General features: G+C 40.9%; 17 protein-coding genes. 15 read left to right on the top strand and 2 right to left on the bottom strand.

Annotation, left to right across the window (positions count from 1 at the left end; genetic code table 11):
- Positions 1-13: 13 nt before the first annotated feature.
- From VV089_RS23920 to VV089_RS23940, 5 genes are all read left to right on the top strand, one after another.
- Positions 14-694, top strand: coding sequence for a PIG-L deacetylase family protein (locus tag VV089_RS23920; protein ID WP_334337693.1), 681 nt, complete (start codon positions 14-16; stop codon positions 692-694).
- A gap of 61 nt (positions 695-755) precedes the next feature.
- Positions 756-1,787 carry a UDP-2,4-diacetamido-2,4,6-trideoxy-beta-L-altropyranose hydrolase gene (gene pseG, locus VV089_RS23925; protein WP_334337694.1) on the top strand — a complete coding sequence of 344 codons (1,032 nt, stop codon included), beginning with the start codon at positions 756-758 and terminating at the stop codon, positions 1,785-1,787.
- Between the two features lie 130 nt (positions 1,788-1,917).
- Positions 1,918-2,943 (top strand): sugar kinase, encoded by a 1,026-nt coding sequence (locus tag VV089_RS23930; protein ID WP_334337695.1) that lies wholly within the window; start codon positions 1,918-1,920, stop codon positions 2,941-2,943.
- A gap of 113 nt (positions 2,944-3,056) precedes the next feature.
- Positions 3,057-4,160, top strand: coding sequence for a non-hydrolyzing UDP-N-acetylglucosamine 2-epimerase (wecB, locus tag VV089_RS23935; RefSeq protein ID WP_334337696.1), 1,104 nt, complete (start codon positions 3,057-3,059; stop codon positions 4,158-4,160).
- Between the two features lie 204 nt (positions 4,161-4,364).
- Positions 4,365-5,372, top strand: a complete 1,008-nt coding sequence (locus VV089_RS23940; protein ID WP_334337697.1) for a hypothetical protein — start codon at positions 4,365-4,367, stop codon at positions 5,370-5,372.
- 114 nt (positions 5,373-5,486) lie between these two features.
- Here the strand turns inward: VV089_RS23940 and VV089_RS23945 are convergent, their stop codons facing one another.
- Positions 5,487-6,392 carry a LysR family transcriptional regulator gene (locus tag VV089_RS23945; RefSeq protein ID WP_172544522.1) on the bottom strand — a complete coding sequence of 302 codons (906 nt, stop codon included), beginning with the start codon at positions 6,390-6,392 and terminating at the stop codon, positions 5,487-5,489.
- A 192-nt stretch (positions 6,393-6,584) separates the two neighbouring features.
- On the opposite strand from VV089_RS23945, the gene VV089_RS23950 reads away from it, so the two are divergent.
- The 10 genes from VV089_RS23950 (at position 6,585) to VV089_RS23995 (ending at position 20,352) form a co-directional block, all read left to right on the top strand.
- Positions 6,585-7,853 carry a M20 family metallopeptidase gene (locus tag VV089_RS23950; RefSeq protein ID WP_334337698.1) on the top strand — a complete coding sequence of 423 codons (1,269 nt, stop codon included), beginning with the start codon at positions 6,585-6,587 and terminating at the stop codon, positions 7,851-7,853.
- A 156-nt stretch (positions 7,854-8,009) separates the two neighbouring features.
- Entirely contained in the window at positions 8,010-9,164 is a 1,155-nt protein-coding gene (locus VV089_RS23955; RefSeq protein WP_334337699.1) for a BMP family lipoprotein, read from the top strand.
- Between the two features lie 85 nt (positions 9,165-9,249).
- Complete coding sequence (locus VV089_RS23960) at positions 9,250-10,794, top strand: ABC transporter ATP-binding protein (protein WP_334337700.1); 1,545 nt, start codon at positions 9,250-9,252, stop codon at positions 10,792-10,794.
- Positions 10,795-11,901 carry an ABC transporter permease gene (locus VV089_RS23965; protein WP_334337701.1) on the top strand — a complete coding sequence of 369 codons (1,107 nt, stop codon included), beginning with the start codon at positions 10,795-10,797 and terminating at the stop codon, positions 11,899-11,901.
- Entirely contained in the window at positions 11,898-12,845 is a 948-nt protein-coding gene (locus tag VV089_RS23970; protein ID WP_334337702.1) for an ABC transporter permease, read from the top strand. Before VV089_RS23965 ends, VV089_RS23970 begins: the two co-directional genes overlap by 4 nt.
- Before the next feature lie 18 nt (positions 12,846-12,863).
- Positions 12,864-13,433 carry a chromate transporter gene (locus VV089_RS23975; protein WP_172544525.1) on the top strand — a complete coding sequence of 190 codons (570 nt, stop codon included), beginning with the start codon at positions 12,864-12,866 and terminating at the stop codon, positions 13,431-13,433.
- On the top strand, positions 13,430-13,993 hold the full coding sequence (locus VV089_RS23980) for a chromate transporter (RefSeq protein WP_334337703.1): 564 nt from the start codon (positions 13,430-13,432) through the stop codon (positions 13,991-13,993). The genes VV089_RS23975 and VV089_RS23980 overlap by 4 nt, the downstream gene beginning before the upstream one ends.
- A gap of 488 nt (positions 13,994-14,481) precedes the next feature.
- Positions 14,482-15,711 (top strand): hypothetical protein, encoded by a 1,230-nt coding sequence (locus VV089_RS23985; RefSeq protein ID WP_334337704.1) that lies wholly within the window; start codon positions 14,482-14,484, stop codon positions 15,709-15,711.
- Positions 15,712-15,784: 73 nt separating this feature from the next.
- Positions 15,785-17,317 carry a hypothetical protein gene (locus tag VV089_RS23990; RefSeq protein WP_334337705.1) on the top strand — a complete coding sequence of 511 codons (1,533 nt, stop codon included), beginning with the start codon at positions 15,785-15,787 and terminating at the stop codon, positions 17,315-17,317.
- Positions 17,318-17,628: 311 nt separating this feature from the next.
- Complete coding sequence (locus tag VV089_RS23995) at positions 17,629-20,352, top strand: hypothetical protein (protein WP_334337706.1); 2,724 nt, start codon at positions 17,629-17,631, stop codon at positions 20,350-20,352.
- Between the two features lie 155 nt (positions 20,353-20,507).
- On the opposite strand, the gene VV089_RS24000 is transcribed toward VV089_RS23995, so the two are convergent.
- Entirely contained in the window at positions 20,508-21,683 is a 1,176-nt protein-coding gene (locus tag VV089_RS24000; protein ID WP_334337707.1) for a hypothetical protein, read from the bottom strand.
- Position 21,684: the final 1 nt, after the last annotated feature.

Below are 21,684 nucleotides of genomic sequence, written 5' to 3' on the forward strand. Positions count from 1 at the left end.
GAGGGAGACAGGTATGAAAAATGTACTGGTAGTTGCAGCTCATCCGGATGATGAACTGCTGGGGATTGGCGGAACGGTCCGCCGCCTTGCAGATGAAGGGATATGTGTCCGTGCAGTGATTCTGGCAGAGGGACTGACATCCCGTGGAAATAAACGGGCAGATACAGAGCAGTCAGATTTGGAAGAATTACAGAAAGATGCCCGTATGGCAGCCCGTGAGGTGGGCTATACAGGTATTTATTTCTGCGGATTTCCGGATAACCGGATGGATGAAGTGGATTTGCTGGATATCATAAAAGCGGTAAGTAGCTTTGTGGATAAGTATCATCCGGATACGGTATTTACACATCATCATGGGGATCTGAATATTGATCATCAGAGGACCTGCGAGGCGGTTCTGACGGCCTGCCGTCCAGTCGGGGATTACTGTGTGAAACGGATCTATGCATTTGAGACGCCATCTTCTACGGAATGGAATTACAGATATAATGAGCCGTTTTGTCCAAATGTTTTTTTTGATGTGACGGAAACCCTGGAGGCGAAGATAAGAGGAATGGCCTGCTATCGGACAGAGAGCACTTTGTATCCGCATCCGAGGAGTCCGGAGGCGTTAAGGGCTTTGGCGGCATATAGAGGAACGAATGCAGGGCTTAAAATGGCGGAAGGGTTTGAGCTGATAAGGGAAGTGTTTTGATAGAAGGTGAAGGCATTTTAGTATGAATGAAATCTTTAATAATAATTAGCTGGTGGAGATAATGAAGATATTATTTCGTGCGGATGGAAATGGACAAATAGGTGCTGGTCATATTATGCGGTGTCTGGCTATTGCAGGAAAAGCAAAGGAACTTGGAATAGAGAGTGTTTTTATAACTGCAGATGATTCTTATTATAATAAGATTCTAGAAGCAGGAATTCGATGTGTTGTACTTAACACTGACTTTAGGCAGTTAGAAGATGAGATTTCAAAACTATTGGAGCAACTTGACACTGAAAAGCCAGATCGGATTATTATAGACAGTTATTATGTTACAGACAAATATCTAATGACACTAAAAGAAAAAGCGGTTACAGTCTATTTGGATGATGTTGCAGCATTTGCGTATCCGGTAGATATTCTGATTAATTATAATATTTATGGTTTAAAAATGGACTATCCTCAGTTATATAGAAGAGAAGAAATACCACTACCCAAGATGCTTTTAGGTCCGCAATTTGCACCGCTCAGAAAAGAATTTCAGAAATTTTCAGTAAAAACAGCCTGTGATTGTGTAAGGAACATTTTTGTATCGGTAGGCGGTTCAGATCCAGAATGCATTATTGTGAAGATGATAGAATATCTAATTGACCATTCAGAATTGACAGAAGATAAAGAGTATCATTTTGTTGTGGGAGATTTTGAGCCGGATAAAGATAAAATATTTGATATGGCCTTGAAACATAAGTGGATTGTTCCGCATTACAGGGTTAGTGAAATGGCAAAATTAATGCGTGCCTGTGACATTGCGATATCAGCTGCTGGAAGCACACTGTATGAACTTTGTGCATGTGGGATTCCAACAGTGACTTATGTGTTAGAAGATAACCAGATTCCGGGGGCAGATGCATTTCAAGAAAATGGTTTAATGAAGTCAGCAGGTGATTACAGGTATGTTCACAATTGGATATATAAGCTTTTTGATGGGATGAATGAATTATGTGATAGTAAGGAGCTGCGAGAGGAAATGGGGAAAAAAATGAAGGAATTAGTAGATGGCAGGGGGGCAGAAAATATTGTCAAGTCGATATGAAACAAAGGTATCAGATATCAATTAATATTATGTACAAATAGTATTTGTTATAAAAGTGATTGATTTTTAGGAGAAGGCATTAAAAGTTTAAAAACTTAAAAAAATTTATTTTTTTTAATGGGAGGTTTACTTGAAAAAGAAGATTATTACTTTTGGAGAAATTATGATGCGTCTGATGCCGCAAGGGTATTACCGGTTTGCGCAGGCAGAGAGATTTGATGTTACCTATGCCGGTGGGGAGGCAAACGTAGCAGTATCATTAGCCAATTATGGAATGGATGCAGAGTTTGTTACGAAGGTTCCGGCAAATGAAATTGGGCAGTGTGCCATAAATGCATTGAGAAAATATGGTGTTGAGACAAAGCATATCAATCGAGGCGGAGACCGTTTGGGGATATATTTTGTTGAAAAAGGAGCAAGCCAGAGACCTACAAAAGTAATTTACGATCGTTTTGGTTCGGCAATAGCAGAGGCCGACTTGACAGACTTTGATTGGAATGAGATTTTTGAGGGTGCAGACTGGTTTCATTTTACAGGCATTACTCCTGCACTTAGTGAGAACTGTATAAGGTTATGTAAGGCAGCTCTGATAGAGGCGAAGAAAAAAGGAATTACCATCAGTTGTGATTTAAATTACAGAAATAAATTATGGAGCAAAGAGCGAGCCAGACAAGTAATGTCTGAGTTGTGTGGATACGTTGATATCTGTATTGCAAATGAAGAAGATGCAGCAGACATATTTGATATTTATGCAAGCAGCACAGATGTGGCATCTGGAAAAATTGATTATAATAGTTATGAGGAAGTGGCAAAAAAGCTAGCAGGAAAATTTGATTTCAAGAAGGTTGCGATTACTTTACGGGAATCTGTTTCTGCAAATGATAATATCTGGTCATCCATGTTATATGAAAATGAACAGTGTTATTTCAGCAAAAAGTATCAAATGCATATCGTAGATCGCCTTGGAGGAGGGGATTCTTTTTGCGGAGCTTTCATATATGGATGTCTCCAAGAATTAGATCCTCAAAATTGTATTGATTTTGCAGTAGCAGCTTCTTGTCTAAAACACTCTATAGAAGGTGATTTTAATCAGGTTTCAGTAGATGAAGTCTTTCATTTAGCAAATGGTAATTTGTCTGGGCGAGTTCAACGATAGCTGGTTTTTGGCCGGTGTTTCAATATAAATTGATTTAGAATGATAGAGAACAAGCAGATTGTTAACTAAATATAGAAAAATTAAGGATGAGGTTATGTGAGGTAAAAAATGTAATGAAAATATTAACCGTATTCGGCACCAGACCAGAAGCCATCAAAATGTGCCCCCTGGTCTTGGAAATGAAAAAACACAAAGAAATAAACTGCAAGGTCTGCCTGACCGGCCAGCACAGAGAAATGCTTCGCCAGGTCATGGAAGCTTTCGGAATCAAGGAGGATTACAACCTGGATATTATGCGTGAGCGGCAGACGCTCACAACAATTACAACAAGCGTATTAGAAAAAATGGATCCGGTTTTGCGTGAAGCAAAGCCGGATATTGTTTTAGTACACGGAGATACGACAACTTCTTTTGCCGCAGCTCTTGCGGCCTTTTATCAACAGATACCGGTAGGCCATGTAGAGGCTGGCCTCCGCACAGGGAATATCTATTCTCCATTCCCGGAAGAAATGAACCGATTGCTGACAGGCAGAATCGCTTCCTATCATTTTGCACCTACAAAGCGGAATGAAGAGAATCTGCTAAAAGAGAATGTCAGTAAAAATATATTTATTACAGGCAATACAGTAATTGATGCATTTAAAACCACAGTAAAGGATGATTATAAATTCAGCAATCCGGTTTTGCAGGAAATGGATTATGCAAAGCATAGGGTGATTCTTGTTACAGCCCATAGAAGGGAGAATCTCGGTGAGCCGCTGAAACAGATTTGCCGGGCTGTCAAAGGGCTGACGGAGAAGTATCCGGATATAAAGGTAGTTTACCCCGTACATTTGAATCCGGCTGTACGGGAAACAGTGTATCAGATTTTAAGTAACAATTCCCAAGTGGAACTGCTGGAACCGCTGGATGTACTGGACATGCATAATCTGATTGCCCGGAGTTTTATGGTAATGACGGATTCCGGAGGACTGCAGGAGGAAGCGCCTTCTTTTGGAAAGCCGGTTCTGGTTATGCGGACAGAAACGGAACGACCAGAGGCTGTGGAGGCCGGGACGGTGAAGGTGGCCGGCGTGGAGGAAGAGGATATCTTTGCACTGGCCAGCGAATTGCTGAGTGATCCGGAAAAGTATCTGGCGATGGCAAAAGCGGTGAACCCGTATGGAGATGGACATGCCAGTGAGAGGATAGTGGATGTTATTTTAAAACAAATTTAAAAGGCTATTTGAGTAATGAAGAGGATTCAGACTTTATATTTTTCATAGCAGATTTTTCAAGATTTAGCCAAAAGCCAAAAGACTTATTGAAGCTTTTTTATAAGGGGCTTGTAGGAAGAGAGAAAACCAAGTATAATAAAAAATAATATCACAGAACTTTGATATTAAGAGATTTGTGCCACAGTGCAAGGAAAGGAAGAAAAGATGATAGATACAAATCTGGCACAGGCAATTGAGGCAGCAAATGCTTCAAGCACCTATGATACGAATATAAAATTCCTACTTGCAGATAAACAAATACTGGCACGGATTTTAAAGTATGCCGTACAGGAATTTAAGGATATGGCTGTTGGTGATATTATGAACAGCATTGGCTCACATATCGATATTGGGACGCATCCGCTGGATGCAGGGCTGTCGAATATGGGACGTGTAAATGTAGACAACACAGAGGATAATATTCCGGGAGAAGGAAAAATTTTCTTTGATATCCGTTTTACAGCATATCATAAAGAGACGGAAATGAAGTTTTTGATCAATATCGAAGCACAAAAATCATCAGATCCCGGTAAGTTGGGCTATCATTTGGAAAACAGAATCATATTTTACCTGGCAAGGATGATTTCGGCACAAAAACAGACGGAATTTTATCATAGTGACTACGATAATTTGAAAAAAGTCCGGAGCATCTGGATTTGTATGGATAATAGTGAAGAGGGCGATTCAATTGAGGAAATTATTCTTAGCAGAAATTGTGTTTTCGGAAATAAAATGAATCCATACAACATAGATTTAATACGCGGTATCGTTATCAATGTAAGAAGTGGGAAGAATCTAGGAGATTCCCAGAATATATTGATTTCTATGCTGGAGAAGCTGCTCTCTCAAGCAAGTATAGATGAAAAGAAACGTATACTTACAGAGAAATATGGAATGATAATGACAGCTGAACTGGAAGGGAGGATACAGACCATGTGCAATCTGTCGGAAAATATTAAAGCCATAGGAATTGAAGAAGGAATTGAGCAAGGAATTGAGCAAGGAATTGAACAAGGAATTGAACAGGGAATCGAGCAGGGAATAAAAAAGGAGCGGCTTGATGCGATTGCGAGAATGATTCGAGCAGGCGCTATGAAAGAGCAGATTATATCATTCGGGTATACAGAACAAGAGTTAGCAGAGGCAGAAAATATTTCGTGTGCAAATGCATAATGAGGTGAAATACAAAGCGAAATGCAAACGGGCAGCAGTTCCATAGTGAATTGCTGCCCGTTTTACGTCCCTGCCCGTCTACAGAAGCCTAAAATCCCCCTCTCGCCTATACACCTATATAGAAGGCGTCACAAAATGCCTCTTAATATGAAGTATAAACTTCTGCGTAGCAGCAGAAATCGTCAGCTCAGACTTCCACACCATACAAACCGAAGAAACCAGCGAGGGGCAATCGATCTTCCAGATCAAAAGGTCAGCCGTATCCGTCATATCCAGCATATTTAAAGGAGTGACCATAATCCCAAGCCCGGCACGGGCACAGAGCAGAGCAGTAATCGCATTGCTGCTCCGGCAGATGACAGACGGCTCTACACCCTGCTGCTTGCATGCCGTAAGCACGGTATTCTCATAGTTATCCAGCAAGACCAGATTCTCATCCACCAGCTGTTCCAGGCGGATGGGCAGGGAGGTATCCTGCTTATAAAGAGATGTGCAAAAATGGTAATTTTTACTGGCCACAGCGATAACATCCTCCGTAAAGAGCGGAAAAACATTATAAGACTGGGATGGAAAGGGGGTGCGCGTAAAAGCAACCTCTATCAGCGCAGAATCCAGCATATCAAGAAGAGTAAAGGCATCATTCTCTATAACATTGTAGTTAATGCGTGGATTTTCTGCGCAGAACCCCATAAAATCAAAATTCATCAGCAGTCCCACTGCAGAAGAAATAATTCCCATATGTACAGTTCCAAGGGTTCCGCGGCCGGCGTCCTTTAGTTCGTTCTGTACATTATCTATCATTGTCATAATCTGTGTACCACGGGTATACAGAAGTCTGCCTTCCGGCGTTAATTCAATTCCCTTGGAAGAACGATTGATCAATTTGATATCCAGAGAATCCTCCAGCTGCTTCAGCTGCTGGCTGAGAGGCGGCTGAGTCATATGCAGCTTTTCAGCAGCGCTTGTAATCTGCCCTTCTTCGGCAACCGTGAGAAAATATTTCAGCTGATTGAACTTCATAAGCCCTCCTTCTATATGAAAAACATATGGCATATTACATATTAGATATTTGATATACAACGCAATATTTGATATAATTGTAAAACAAAAGCAAGAAAAAATCAATATTTTTTGGCTAAATTTACCATTATTTTGTGCGCGCAAATTTATAAACCAGCCGAATAAAATTTGAAATTCATATGGGAGAAAAATATGCTGCATGATAAACTGAAGAATTATTTTGAGGAACAGAAAGAAGAATATCTAAAAATATTTACTGATTTGGTGTCGATTGACACCCAGACGATTGAGCAGGGGATCGGAGGAGGGAAGGAAATAAATGGCCAGCAGTATCTGGAAAAGCTTCTAAGCAGTATGGGAGCAGTGATACAACAGGACCCGATTCTGGAAGAAACGGTTCAGGAAGGCCTTCACAGATTCCATGAGGGAAATCCGGGGCACAACAATGAACAGCGGTATAATCTGATTGCTGATTTTCAGGGAGAAGGAAATGAAAGATCCCTTTTGTTTAACGGCCATATAGATACCATGCCGGCCGGCGATCCGGACAAATGGGAAAGGCCTCCCCTTGCCGCAGTGTTGGAAGGAGGGCGCTGTTATGGGCTGGGGACGTCAGACATGAAAGCCGGTCTGGCGGCTGCAATTTGCGGTGTTAAGCTGATACAGGACGCAGGCATAGCGCTTCCAGGGAAGGTGAGAATTGTTTCGGTGGTTGATGAGGAAGGAGGTGGGAATGGTTCCCTTTCCGCCACAATGCATGGATATAACGCAGATGCGGCTGTCATCTGTGAACCGACGAACTGCAGGATTATAACGGCAAATATGGGATTCATATTTTTCCGGATCAGGGTGAAAGGTGTGAGTCTCCATGCAGGAATGAAAAAAATGGGGGTCAATGCCATTGAGAAAGCAATGAAATTAATAGGCGCCCTGCATGAGCTGGAAAAATGCTGGAATACTCAGTATACCCATCCGGAACTTCCGCCGCCTTCTATTAACATCGGCTCCATTAAGGGAGGCCTGGCGGCATCGGCTGTTCCAGGGGAGTGCGAGTTTAAATTGTGCCTGCATTATATTCCCAAAGCTATGACATATGAAAGTGTGTACAAGGAGGTTACAGGCGCACTGGAAAAGGCGTCCGGGGAGGACGGATGGCTTTCTGAAAATCCGCCGGAAATAGAGGTTTACCAGCAGGGAGACGGATTTGAGATGGATAGGGCAGACCCCTTTGTACAAGAGGTTTACAGTACATGCCGGGCCGTGATGGGGACAGGAGAGCTGGCGGTCTCTTATACGGGAAATGACGCGCGGTATTATCAGAAGATAGCCCGGATTCCCACGGTGATACTGGGCCCCGGCCATCCAGACAAGGGGCACAGGCCAAATGAATACATAGAAATTCAGAATTTCTATCATTGCATTCTGGTTTATGCAAACCTTATATTACGCTGGTGTCGTTAGTATATCATGGCATTCCTTCCAGTGAGCAGCGATCCCGGGGAGATATGCTCATTTGGCTGGTAAATGATGCCTGATGTACAAGGAGGCTGTCAAAAGAGATCTGGCAGGCTCCGGCAGACATAGAAAAATTTTAACAAACAGAAAGGAGACGTTATTGTGAAAAAGCTATTAAGTATGATTCTTGTAGTGTCTATGCTGGCGATCTGTGCTTCCTGCGGTACAAACAAAAGCTCTGAAAAACTAGAGACAGTGCAGACAGAGGAAAAGGGAGAAAAAGAAGAATCCGCAGAGCAGACAAAAGAGGCAGCTGGAGTTTCTCTGGAAGGAAAGCGGGTGATGCTGGCCCTCAATGCATTGGGAGATTTGTCTTTCAACGACTTGCTTTACAAGGGACTGCTGGCCATTCAGGACACTTATGGTCTTGAGGTGGAGTATGCAGAGGTGGGAACGGATATTTCGACTTATGAAGGATACTTCTTTGATTTTGTTGACGCAGGCTATGACTATGTCTTTCTGAGAAGCGGCTTTATGGAGCTGTGCGAAACTTATGCTGCGGATTATCCGGACATGCGTTTTATTGTGTACGATACCACACCCCTTGATACATGTTCGGCAGACAATGTATATCTCTACTCAATCGCTACATATCAGGCCGCCTTTCTGGTAGGTATGGCGGCGGCAGGAACAAGTGAAACAGGCGTGATTGGATTTGTCGGAGGCCAGGAAAATCCCTTAATCAATGATTTCCTGTGCGGATATATCCAGGGCGCATTATATGCCGACGAGAATATCAAGGTCTGCAGTGCGTTTATGGGAGATTACAACGATGCCGGCAAAGCAATGGAGCTGGCTACGGCACAGATAGGCAATCATAATGCGGATATTATCTTTGCGGCCTGCGGAGGAGCAAGTCTTGGCGTGTTCCAGACTTGTAAGGATAAAGGGGTGCTGGCAATTGGCTGTGATTCCGATCAGTACAGCATTTATACAGCCAATGGGGAAACAGACCTGGCATCGGTTATTATGACCTCCTGCCTCAAAGCCATCAATGCTTCCTTGGAAGCCATTATGAAGGATGTTGCCGACGGCGTGGATATTTTTGCCGATGAGCAGGCAGCCGCATTGGATTTGTCGGATAAGGTTACAGGTGTTGCAGACAATGAAAATTATCAGAAGTATGTATCTCAGGAGCTGCGCAGGCAGATTGCAGAGGCGGAGCAGGATATTATATCCCAAAAGATCACGGTAAAATCGGCATACTATATGTCTCAGAGTGAAATTGACGAGCTGGTAAATTCAGTAACTCCGTAAGAACAAGGGCAGGGAGCTGCGGCAGATAAGCCGTCAGCTTCCCAAAGCCCCAAAGTTTTGCGCAATACGGAAAGGAATAAAAGATATGGACGAGCTGCTGCGTGTTGAGCATCTGACAAAGGTTTACCCGAACGGATTTGTGGCAAATCAGGATATTTCTTTTTCAGTGAACCGCAATGAAATCCATGCTCTGGTAGGAGAAAACGGAGCTGGAAAGACGACGCTGATGAAGATGCTGTTCGGAATGGAAAATTATCAAGAGGGCAGTATTTTTTTAAATGGACAGAAATTGGAAATGAAATCTGCTCTTGATGCAATAAAAAGCGGAATCGGAATGATCCATCAGCATTTTATGCTGGTGCCGTCACTGTCAATAGCAGAAAATATGGTTTTGGGGATTGAGCCTGTAAAAGGCGCATTTTTTGACAGTCAGGAAGCGGTGAGGCGTGCAGAGGAGGCAGTAGAGAAATACGGTTTTGATCTGGATGTGACCCAGAAGGTATGCGATATCAGCGTCGGCTCTATGCAGAAGGTAGAGATATTGAAAGCGCTTATCCGGGGAATTCAGGTGCTGATTATGGACGAACCAACAGCAGTGCTTACGCCTCAGGAAACCAGGGAGCTTTTTGAACAGCTTCGCAGCTTGAAGGAGCAAGGATATGCGGTTATCTTTATTTCCCACAAGCTGGAAGAGATTATGGAGCTCTGCGATCGTGTGACGATTCTCAGAAAAGGGCATTGCCTTGGAACGTATGAGATATGTAATCTGACCCAGGAAAGCATCTCGAGTATGATGATCGGGAGAGAGGTTGACTTACACTTTTGCAAAGAAACTATTTCCCCTAAGGAGGAAATCCTCCGGGTATCAAAGGTTATCATTGTGGGAGATGACGGAAAGCGGAAGGTGGACCAGGTGAGCTTTGGCGTGCGCCGCGGAGAGATTCTTGGAATTGCCGGAGTGGAAGGGAGCGGCCAGACAGAACTGGCGGCTGCAATTACCGGAACCTTAGAATATCATGCGGGCAGCATCACTTTGAAAGGAGCGGAGGTAAAGGAGCATTCAGTGCGGCAGCTTAGGGAACTGGGAATGGCAAATATCCATGAGGACAGAATGAACATCGGGGCAGCGGTTCAGCAGTCCATCCGGGATAACATCATTGCGGATCGTTACTACAAGCCGGAGTTTCGCAGGCTCTTTTTTACAAACAAAAAGGCAATTGACGAATTTGTGAACCGCTGTATTGAGGAATTCGAGATTTCCTGTGATGATCCAGACCAGCCGGTGCGGATGCTGTCTGGGGGGAATATCCAGAAAGTGATTGTGGCCAGGGAATTTACTTCCGGGTGTCAGTTTATTGCAGCGAATCAGCCCACGAGGGGAATCGATGTGGGAACGACAGAAATGATTCGAAGAAAGCTGATATGGATGTCCCATGAGAATGACGTAGCCACCCTCCTCATTTCGGCGGACTTGAATGAATTGCTTGAAGTCTCGGATCGGCTTCTTGTTCTGTATAAAGGAAGAGTGGCAGCGATGTTTTCGGATGTAAATGAAGTTACAGAGGATATTCTGGGTGAGTATATGCTGGGTATCCGCACCATGACTTCCGGGGAAATGGGGGAATGTTAGATGAAAGTAAGACGTGTAGAGGCTGTTTTTGAATTGCTGCGGATAGCGGCGGCTTTTTTAATCGCCTATGGCTTGACGTTATTGGTGCTGGTGCTCATCAGCGGAGATCCTGCAAAGGCAATTTACAATTTTACGGCAGGCCCGTTTACCACGGCCCGCAGATTTGGGAACATTATTCAGAAAATGGTTCCTCTTGTGTTTACAGGGCTTGGCATGTGCTTTATGTATTCTGTGAACCGGTTCAATGTATCGGGAGAAGGAATTTTTATTACATCTGCCTGTATTACCACCTTTTTTGCATTACTGATAGAGGGTCTTGGGATGCCTGGATGGTTGAAGATGGCTGTACTTCTGGCTGTTGGAGGAGTGATTGGTGCAATTGCGGCGAGCATACCGGCGGTAATCAATGCGAAACTGGGTGCGAATATCATTGTCCTTTCCATCATGCTGAATTATATTCTTCTCTATTTTACACAGTTCATCCTTACACGCGTAGTCCGGGATGTGAACGTCTCTTACACGGCGTCCTATGAGATCCCTGCTGATGTACGCTTTGATGAATGGATTCCGCGCACGGGAATACATACAGGTATTTTTGCGGCAATATTTTTTGTGATTGTTGTAGTTATTTTATTTCACAAAACCTCTCTTGGCTTTGAAATGCGTACCGTAGGGTCGAATCCGGAGTTTGCCGTGCAGATTGGAATGAATACGGCTGCTGCGATTATTATCGCCCAGATGCTTGGGGGCGCTCTGGCCGGGGTGGGAGGTTCTCTGGAGCAATTGGCTATGAACAGCCGGTTTCAATGGACTGCGCTGACGAATCACGGGATGAACGGCGTGATTGTGGCGGTGCTGGCAAAGAAGAAACCTCAGTATATCCCTCTTACGGCGTTCCTGATGGCCTATATCCAGCAAGGGGCGCAGATTGTAAACAGCTCCACAGATGTCCCGGCAGAATTTGTCGTTGTGGTGCAGGGAGTTGTTGTGCTGATGATTGCGGCCGAAATGTTTCTTTCCAAAACCAGAAATAAGATTATTTACAGTATGGCGCTTCAAGAATCCCGGAACAGGGAGAACAAAAGAGAGGAGAGTGGTTCCAGGTGACACTGTTTGATTCCATTACCAGCTTTGGCTTTTCGGTTTTCCGTCTGTCCACTCCGATTATTTACGCGGCACTGGCCTGTACGGTCACAAAAAAGGCCGGGCTTTTGAATATGGCAGTAGAGGGAATGATGCTGACGGCGGCCCTTATGGGAGTGATTTCCAGCGCTTTGACGCAGAATGTATTTTTAGGCGTTATGGGAGCGGTGATTGCAGGCAGTCTTGTGGGAGCGCTGATCAGTTATGTGAACCTGGTGGGAAAATCGGAGCTGTATCTCACGTGCATAGCCGTAAATTTAATGGCAACAGGGGGAACAACCTTTGCGCTCTATCGGATTACAGGGGCAAAAGGAACCACCTTTTCCTACATGGCCAGCCTTGCAGTGCCAGATTTAAGAATACCGGTTTTGGATAAAATACCGTTTTTTGGGGAAATCCTTTCGGGCCACAGTATCCTAACCTATCTGGCCTTTGTCTGTACAGGTGTTATCTGGGTGCTGCTGTTTAAAACGAGACTGGGTTTAAGGCTGCGCTCGGTAGGCGAGAATTCCCATGCAGCTGAATCGGTAGGAATTTCCGTAACAAAGATCCAGACTGCGGCTTATCTGATTGCAGGAGCTGTGGCGGGATTGGGCGGAGCTTTTATGTCCATGAGTTATGTTACCTGGTTTTCCAGAGACATGGTGGCAGGAAGGGGCTACATTGGCCTATCTGCCAACAATATTTCGGGAGGCTCCCCGGTGATTAGCACCTTGTTTTCCGTTCTTTTCGGTATTGCAGATGCTGCTTCTAATGTACTGCAGCTTACCAATGCCAGCTGGGCCTACTTTGTTAAAATGATTCCTTATATCATTACGATTCTGGGAATGGTGATTATGGCGGTTTTGGTGAATCGGCGTAGGAGAAGGATGAAACAGAGGGTCGTAGAGGCGGCAATAAAAGATTAATTGCAAAGAGGAATCAAGATGAAGGAATTATTTGATCTATATGTATCGTTTTTTAAAATGGGAGCGGTAACTTTTGGAGGAGGCTATGCAATGCTGCCGATTCTTCAAAGGGAGGCTGCTGAAAATAAAAAGTGGCTGACCAACGAAAAGATTATGGATTTTTATGCAGTAGCCCAGGGACTGCCGGGAATTATTGCTGTGAATGTCTCGGTTTTTATCGGTTATGAACGCCGAAAAATATTGGGCGGAATTGCAGCGGCTTTCGGGGTTGTATCGCCTTCTGTGATTGTCATTACGGTTATTGCGGCGTTTTTATCAAATATTAAGGATAATGTATATCTGCAGCATGCCCTTTCCGGTATTACAGTCTGTGTATGCGCACTTATTTTTCATTCTGTGCTTGGATTGGCAAAAAAGGGGATTAAAGATGCTTTGGGGATTGTTCTTTGCATTGCCACATTTGCTTTAACAGAATTTACAGGCATTTCTCCGGTATTAATCATAATTGGGGCTGCGGCAGCGGGGATTGCAATGCAGATGATATATGTCAGAGGGGCAATAAGCAAAGGTGGTGATCAGTCGAAATGATTTATGTTCAACTTTTTTATGAGTTTTTGAAAATCGGATTATTTGCCGTGGGCGGCGGTATGGCGGCACTTCCGTTTTTGCAGGAATTGTCTGTGAAAACAGGCTGGTTTTCCGGTGAATTCATTACAGAGATGATTGCCATATCGGAATCGACACCGGGCCCGATTGGCATCAATATGGCTACTTATGTGGGCTATGATACGGCAGGCATCTTTGGGGGAATCATTGCAACGCTGGGGACGATTTTGCCGGCAATTGTCATTGTTTCGATTGTTTCCGGTTGTCTGGAAAAATTCAACGGAAATCCGTTTGTTGGATATGCCTTTTATGGACTGCGCCCGGCGGTTACGGGCCTGATAGCGGCAGCCGGGTATGATGTGCTGAAGGTTTCGGTTCTGCATGTAGATGATTTTTTGAAGGCAGGACGGATCACTGCCTTGGTACCACCGGTTTATCTGGCGTTGTTTATGGGCTTTTTCTTTGCAATTCATAAATTCAAGAAGCATCCGACCGCTTATATTGGAGCTGCGGCGGTTATGGGGATTGTTTTGAAGCTTTGAGGGGAGAGGCAGAAAGTATTTTGGGCACAAATGCATAGCAAGGCGAAATGCAATGAGGCAGAAAACGGGCTATAATTCTAGGATGAATGCAGCCCGTTTTTTATTGGGTGGGAAGCGGCATTTTATACCTAAGCCAAATTTACAGCCAGGTATCAAAGAGGAAAAAATTCGGGGACAAAAACAAACAATTGAAGGATGTCTGCACAAAAGCGGCGGAGGATATGGTACAATCAAGTCATATCGGGCGAACGCTTTGCGCATATGAAACGAAAGCTTCCCCTAAAACGATTAAGCAGAATACTAGTCCAGCTAAGAAATGTTAAGTATTTATTAGAAAAAATTTCTGCTGGACGGTAAAGCTGCAAAGGCGCACGAGAGGAACTTTTATGAGTGTTTTTTCGAATAAAAGTTTCTCTCATTACCGGTGTGTCGAAGCAGCTTTACCCTTTCGTGCTATCGCGCAGCGATTTAGACTAGGAGGTCTAACTATGGCAGGAAAGAATTCTGTATTTGATTCCATTACAAATTCCGAGGACGAGATGATAAAGCGTGCCGGCATACTGAAATCCCAGGCCTGTGTGTACCTTCGGGCCTATATGATAATCAGGCTTCTGTTTTTTAAAGAATTTGTGATAAGTGACTCATCGATCAACCTGAACAGGGCTTTGAGGACATTGATACTAAGCGGTGAAGGCAATAACGGAGATTATGATTTAAGAAAACTGCCCCATGCTGATTTCGGCGAATTAATTGAAGAAGGCGGTATCAAGCTGGCGGCCAGAGATATTTATAAAGGCAGCTTTTCGGAAAGCCTGCGCATTGCGCAAAACAACAAAAAACATGTCGATAAGCCCAGTGAAGAATACACGAGACTTATTGACGGGCTTTGTAAAGAAGAAAACATTTATTGGTGGAATGCAGAGAAAGTTTCACATGAGTTTACGGAAAAAATAAGGGATGCGCTGAAAAAAGAGTTTTCGGCTCCAATCAACGCATATTTAAAAGAACTTTCCTATCGTCTGAGCGATGAGGAAATACTTACTTATAATATGGTAAAAAATGAAGTTCTTAAAACATATAAGGAAACAAGCGAGGAATACCAGATCGTCCGCACAATGCTGAGAGATGCTTACGATTATAATATTCCAGAAGCTCTTGAGCTGAGCTATTTCAGATTTTTTAACAGTCCGCTGCAGCTTATAAAAAAGCGTGAGTTTGAAATAAATATAAAAGAGGAGTATGAGATTCCCTGGAAGTACTCATTTAATACCTATGCATTTGCTCTGCTTCCAGTGTATGATTTGAAATTCATATGGGCATCCAGCGAATATGGGCGCTATGAAAAGGCAATGTCGGAGTATGTAAATGGTTCGGGCAGCTTTCATTCCTTTCTTAGTTCCCTGGAGAGTTATCTGGGGCTTATTGATCGTGTGCTTGTCAGTTTATACAACAATAAATATATTGAAAATGAACCTAAAAATATGGTTGCTCGCTTTCGGGAATATAAAAATACTACAGATCCGGTAGCGGTGACAGTAGAAATGGGGCAGAAGGTTTATGATACTGCAGGCACAGCGGCTGACATCATTATGAATCCCTTTACCGGGATATTAAAGCTGGCTTTGACAAATCTTTTTCCAAACCTGATAGTAAAAAAGCGTGAGGAAGCTGCAGTTATGCCGGAGATAAAGCATGCGGTAATCAAAATAGATAAATAACCCCAAACTTTGAAAACGCATTTATGGAGATATCTGATTTACACAATATTTAAAAGGAAGTACTAGGCGGAAAATGGCTTGTCATGGGGAATATACATACAATAATTACACATTATTAAATCCGCTGCTTGATTTGGAGGATTTTCAAAGCGCATCTGTCCATGAATATACCCATATGGTATTGAGCGGAAGGAGCTGCATTGGGATGATGCTTTACTGCCTGGAGAAAATCAAGATTCCATACAGATGCACCCAGGATATATCCCGGTATAAAACGATTACAGAATTTCTAAACAGGCATACCAATAAGGTGCAGGAAGGGCTTGCTGTGTTCGTCCAGAGCACCGTGAAATTATCATCAGAGGGCCCAGAGGCCTGCAGCCGGTTTATAGATTACCTGTTCTGTAATAATGGGGCTTATTATAAATACTTAGAGCCCTTGCTGTTTATTATTGATATTATGAAAAAGGAATCCGGCAGAGAAGAGATTCTGAAGACGGCAAATATTGTTTTTTTACTCGGAATTGAATGTATGAACGGGGAGTTGTACCAGGAGGATCCCCTTCATTTTATTACAGGCAAGGCTGTTCAGAAGCTCATTTCAAGGCCGGATTTTTCAAAAACGTATCTTCCGGATAATCGGTTTACCAAGTGCTTAAAAGCCTTCCGGGGAAAGGCGGAATCTTGTAAGGAAATACAGGAATATATTATGCCATTTTTAGGGGAGGATGTGTTAAATCCGTCCATGAGCAGGAGCGAAGAGCGCCTGAACTGTATAAAGGAATTTATTATAAACATTTTTGGCAGCTCCGAGCATGTGATGCTTTATAAGAACAGCTTGTCGAAAGTAAATGCGGTGGAAGTCCGTATGGATGAAATGTATTTTCAGCAGCTGCCTGCGGTTTTTAATGAGGAAGAGGTTCTGGAACGTTCCCGAAAAGGGAGCATGGCAGAGCTGCAGAAGGCGGTACGTGAAAAGTATTCCATGATTATGCTGCATGGGATGCTGGAAGAATCGCTGCTGTATATGTATCAAAGGATGGGGGCAGAGACGGGATTTGAATATGATAAGAAGTATTGTTCGGAAAATGAGTTGATTTCACATTTTGACTTGAAGAAAAAAGAGATTCTGATGGTGCTGGGGGACGTAAAGCAGGCGGACGAGCTGCTTTTGCTGCCGGAGAGAAGGTCTGTCATTGTTACGAGTTATAAAAATTATGATTTTTCTGTAAATGAGATCAGTCTGCATAGAGATATATGGGATGAGATATTTATTTACTGTGACAGAACTTACAGCAATGCGCGGTGTTATCTGGATCTGTGGAAAGAACAGGATGTATATTATCGGTATATGGCTTATAACAATATGATCGTTCTTATTGTGAAAATTGCAGAGAAAAGGTTTTTTCTGCTTCCGATGACATCGATTGCGGCTGTGGAGGCGGATGCAGATATCAGGGAAAACAGGATGAATATGCAGATGTGCTGCGAGGAAGCAGATGAGGGGTATGATCCGTATATAGTTACAGGGGAAGATGCGAGGGAGAAGATTGATACTATAGTGAATGGTCTGTTTTTTATTACAGAGGGTGGGAAAATAGTTTAATAAGATTTTTGATTTAATGGTGTTTAAAGGTGTTGGAATAGGGCTTTTTGCGGTTTTGATAGAGTGCTTTTGAGATAAGGATAAAAATTCGCGGTCAAAAATAAACAATTGGAGAACATCCGCCCAAAAGTGTGGGGGAATGTGGTTTAATAGGGAATAGGGGGGAGATTTAATGAAGATGAGGGAATGAAGGGATACATAAAGGATAATTAAAAGTTATCTATTGGTTTTATTTGGAAATGGGTGGAATCAAAGGTAATGTCTAACTATCTATTGATTAGCCCTTCTTTTTAGTGTAGAGGATACTATTTATGAAAAAAAGTAAGGTTGTTTATTTTAAATCAACAATAAACTTTGTTTTGAATCATTCTAGAGTTATTATTGGCCTTATCATTTTAGCAGTTTCCATAATTCTTTCGCCACGAATATATGCAAAGGTTAGATATATTTGTATATCTAATAACATTACTATATCGGTTTTTTATCAACAGGTTATTACAACGGCAATATCGGCTATTATCCCTATAATTTATGCAGGGATAACTCAAATATATAAAAATTGGAGTCATAACATTAAAGCGTTTAAAAGAATTTTATACAGAAGATGTTTAAAATATTCAAAATCAGAAAAAATATGGTGGCCATTAAAAAAGATATCAATGTTGCTCATTCACGTATTTTATTATCAAAAACGTGCTCCACTTGACCAACAGCAACTTATTGTTAATGAAATTTTAAATGAACTAAATTTACATCCTGTTATAGAAAGTAATAAAAGAGTTTTTTGGATACAGGGAAGCCCTTATAGTGGGAAGACGACTGCTGTATTAAATTTATTTATTGATCTGATTTCCAAAAAAGAATATAGTGATTTGTTCGAACAGCTTGACGGCAAAATAATTTATATTGATCTAGGACGAGATGATTTTAAATTCTCGAAACTCATAGATGATTACATAGTTGGGAAATTTGAAAATCATTTTTTGGTTTTGGATAATTTACATAAAACATCTAATGCAGAAAGTGTAAATATAATCAAACAAATTGTTCTGGACATACATGCCTATGCCATTATCATTTTGCTAAGGAGGCCGGAAGATTTTTTATGCGATTCAGAACGAATAATGCTTTTAAAGACAACAATGCAATCTGTAGGAGCCACCTATAATTTACAACAAATATTGCCAACGGATTTCTCTGTTTATAAAGATAATGCTTTTAATTCATTTTGTTCCCAATTTAATCTTTTTAATAATGTTGAGAATGCGGTTATCATACATCTTTTATCTTTATATGCAAGAAAACGCATAGATAAATGCCATTTGCTTGATGAAATACAAGCATTTGTCCTAGGAGATGATGTATCAAATGAAGAGCATAAGAAACTAATGGTAATAGTGGCTGTGAGTCTCTTCACTGGAAGCTTTAATTTTCAAGTATTACAAATATGCGAAGATATTCCTGCGCACAATTGGAGAATGTTTATACAAAAACTTTTAGATATAGGCTTTTTAGTTAATTATCCACATTCCTCACATAATTACTATTATTTTCATGAAGCTTTAGCGAAATTTTATTTTGAAAAAAATTATGTAAGACCTTTCTATAAATCGCAATATCTTAAATATTTCAAGCGATTATTAGAATACTATTCAGCCAGTCACAATATGGTTTTAACCTATTTATATTCGGTATTACAAAATGAACCATCTGATTGCAGTGAATTATTTGATCAAATAGTGGTTAATGCTAATTTCATCAATTTATACCATGAATTAGATTTTCTTTTGTGCCAAGATGAGGAAAAGCGTCCGGAACATTATCGAGAATTAGGAATTTTGTGTGATAGGATCGGCGAATTAAAAGAAGCAAAAGAGTATTACATGAAATATTTTAAAAAAACAGAAAGCCCCGATGCATTTTATAAGTTAGTACAGATTGACCATGATTATTTAGCAAAATATCCGCACATTGAAAAGAAGGCAAAAGAAAGTCCAGACTATTATTATAGATTTCTAGCAAAATACTGGGAAATGCATGTAAAAATGCATGATGGAGTATTTGACTTTCAGGGCTTTCGAGATATAGTTTTGAAAAGTCAGGCCCAATGTGAGCAAATACTGTATAAACATCCCTATGACGGAATTCATCTATTAAGGAGGCTTTATTTTGATTGCTTTAGAATATATTATCTGAATGGAAATTTAAATCCTTCTGAATTAGAATTTATTATTAACAATAGTCGATTAAAGCAAAAGCTTGCAGCGGAATTAGATGAGTTTGACGCTTATTATATAAAATTTGCTTTAGGTCAGTTTCTTGCCCAAGATATACTTTTTGCATTAGCATTTTTAGAAAAGGGAATTGCCAGAAACGTTTATGATGCTTTTCTAGCAAATAATACGTCATTAGCTTATGAAGATACGTATAATGCAGAAGCAATTATAAAGGAAGCGATTGTACAGTATAAAAAATCCATAGAAAAATTTAAAAGGATCGGTGATAAAACGGCAATATTTGTACGTTATCATTTGTATAATGTAAAAATATGCCTTGTTAAAGATGACAACTTTTCTGAATACGAACAGTTTTATGAAGAATATATGGGATTTGCAACCAGAGAAAATGATATCGAATACCAATCCTATGCCGAATTATTTAAGCTAAAGCTTCTTTTGGTAAAAATAAGTTCGCCTGCTATCATTTGTAATGCTCCTAACTATGACGACTTAATCATTCAGACTAAAAAGAAAATAGCTATTACAAGAAAATATCAGGAACTTTGTAATACAAAAAACGGAAACAGTTATGCAGAATTTCGATTAAATTTATATGAAACCCTTTTTAATTTTTTAATTCAAAATATAAAGTGTGCAAAATTTAAAGAAAGGATATTATCTCTTCGCAAAACAGCAATTCTCTTAAATTATAGAAGAGAACAATATATAATAAATTATATAGAAAAATATAAGTTTAATCCCAACAGAGAGCAAATTCGCATTATTGTGACCTATTATCCTATTGTAACACAATAGCATGAAGGGGATAGCCATTTGGCAGTCCCCTCATGCAACGAGAATGTCTGAAAATTTACATTTGAAATAACATAACTTAATTCTGGTAGTCAAGATGCTTGACGTGGCATTCTATTAGCTTTATGAAAACAAGACTGTGGATACGGATATTTACCTTACTGGTTAAGGGGAGATAAAAATTTTATATAGTCCTGTACTCTTTTAAGCAAACTATCAGAAATTTCTGTTTGGTAATATATATCCGATATTATTTTTGCAAGTTCCGGCAGGTTTTGTTCATTAAGTCCCTGTAACGTGGCGGCAGATGTTCCCATGCGTATACCGTACCCCAAATCGTAAGGGAGCTTTCTATAATTAAACAAAATACCACACTGTTCTGCTTTTTTGTAAAAATGATATGCTTGCTCCATATTATCAGGTTTAATCCAAATATGATGGGTTGCAATTCTGTTAGAGGCTCTTTTTATTACTGGGATACCCTCTTCAAGCATTTTCTTTTCTAATTGTATGCTGTTATTAAGCATTCGGTTTGAGTAAGTTTTCAGTATATCCTGAAATTTCAAAATTTGCCCAGCTACAAAAATATTCTCAGCATGTAAATTGGAAACGTAACTGGAAACAGCATCCATTATGCGTTCCCAGTAAATGTTATCATCCTTACTGCATACCAATGCTTTTTGCGGTCCAGGGAAATTTTTATGTAATGTGGACATGAGAATATCAAACCCCATGGAAAATGGAGATTTAAAATCCTTTTCTAGTATATTAGTTAGATATTGGGACGCATCGAATATAGTTCCACAATTATCTGGAATATTGTCTAAAAGCTTTGAAAAATCTTCGTAATATATTCCTTCGCTTCTATCTACAAAAATCAGTTGCGGTTCACGCTGATAAATAATTTCTTTGGTTTTATCTATATCTACACAATAATTTATATTATCTGGAATCATCTCCAAAACATTATACCCCAAACGTTCCAATATTTTTTTCGTTGCATAGTGCCCACCAGCTGATTCGGGAAGAAGTAAAATCGTGTCACCTATTTTCCCCAAGCCCATGAAAAGGACAATATGAGCATGTAATCCGGAGAGTAACCTCATAGATAAAGATTTAGCTCCCAGTTGTTTAGCCCATTCGTTATAAATAATGCGTATTTTATCTGAATACTCAGATCTACCAGAAAATGCAATTTTCGATTGTTTATTAATCTCGTCATCTTTGTACTTATCTGAAATATATAGTCCTTTTGTAAACTCATCTATATGAATTTGAAATAACTTAGGTATATTCTCAACGGGGTTTAAAATTAATTGATATAGTCTTTCCAAA

Source organism: Candidatus Merdisoma sp. JLR.KK011 (genome assembly GCF_036941125.1).
GTDB lineage: Bacteria > Bacillota > Clostridia > Lachnospirales > Lachnospiraceae > Laedolimicola.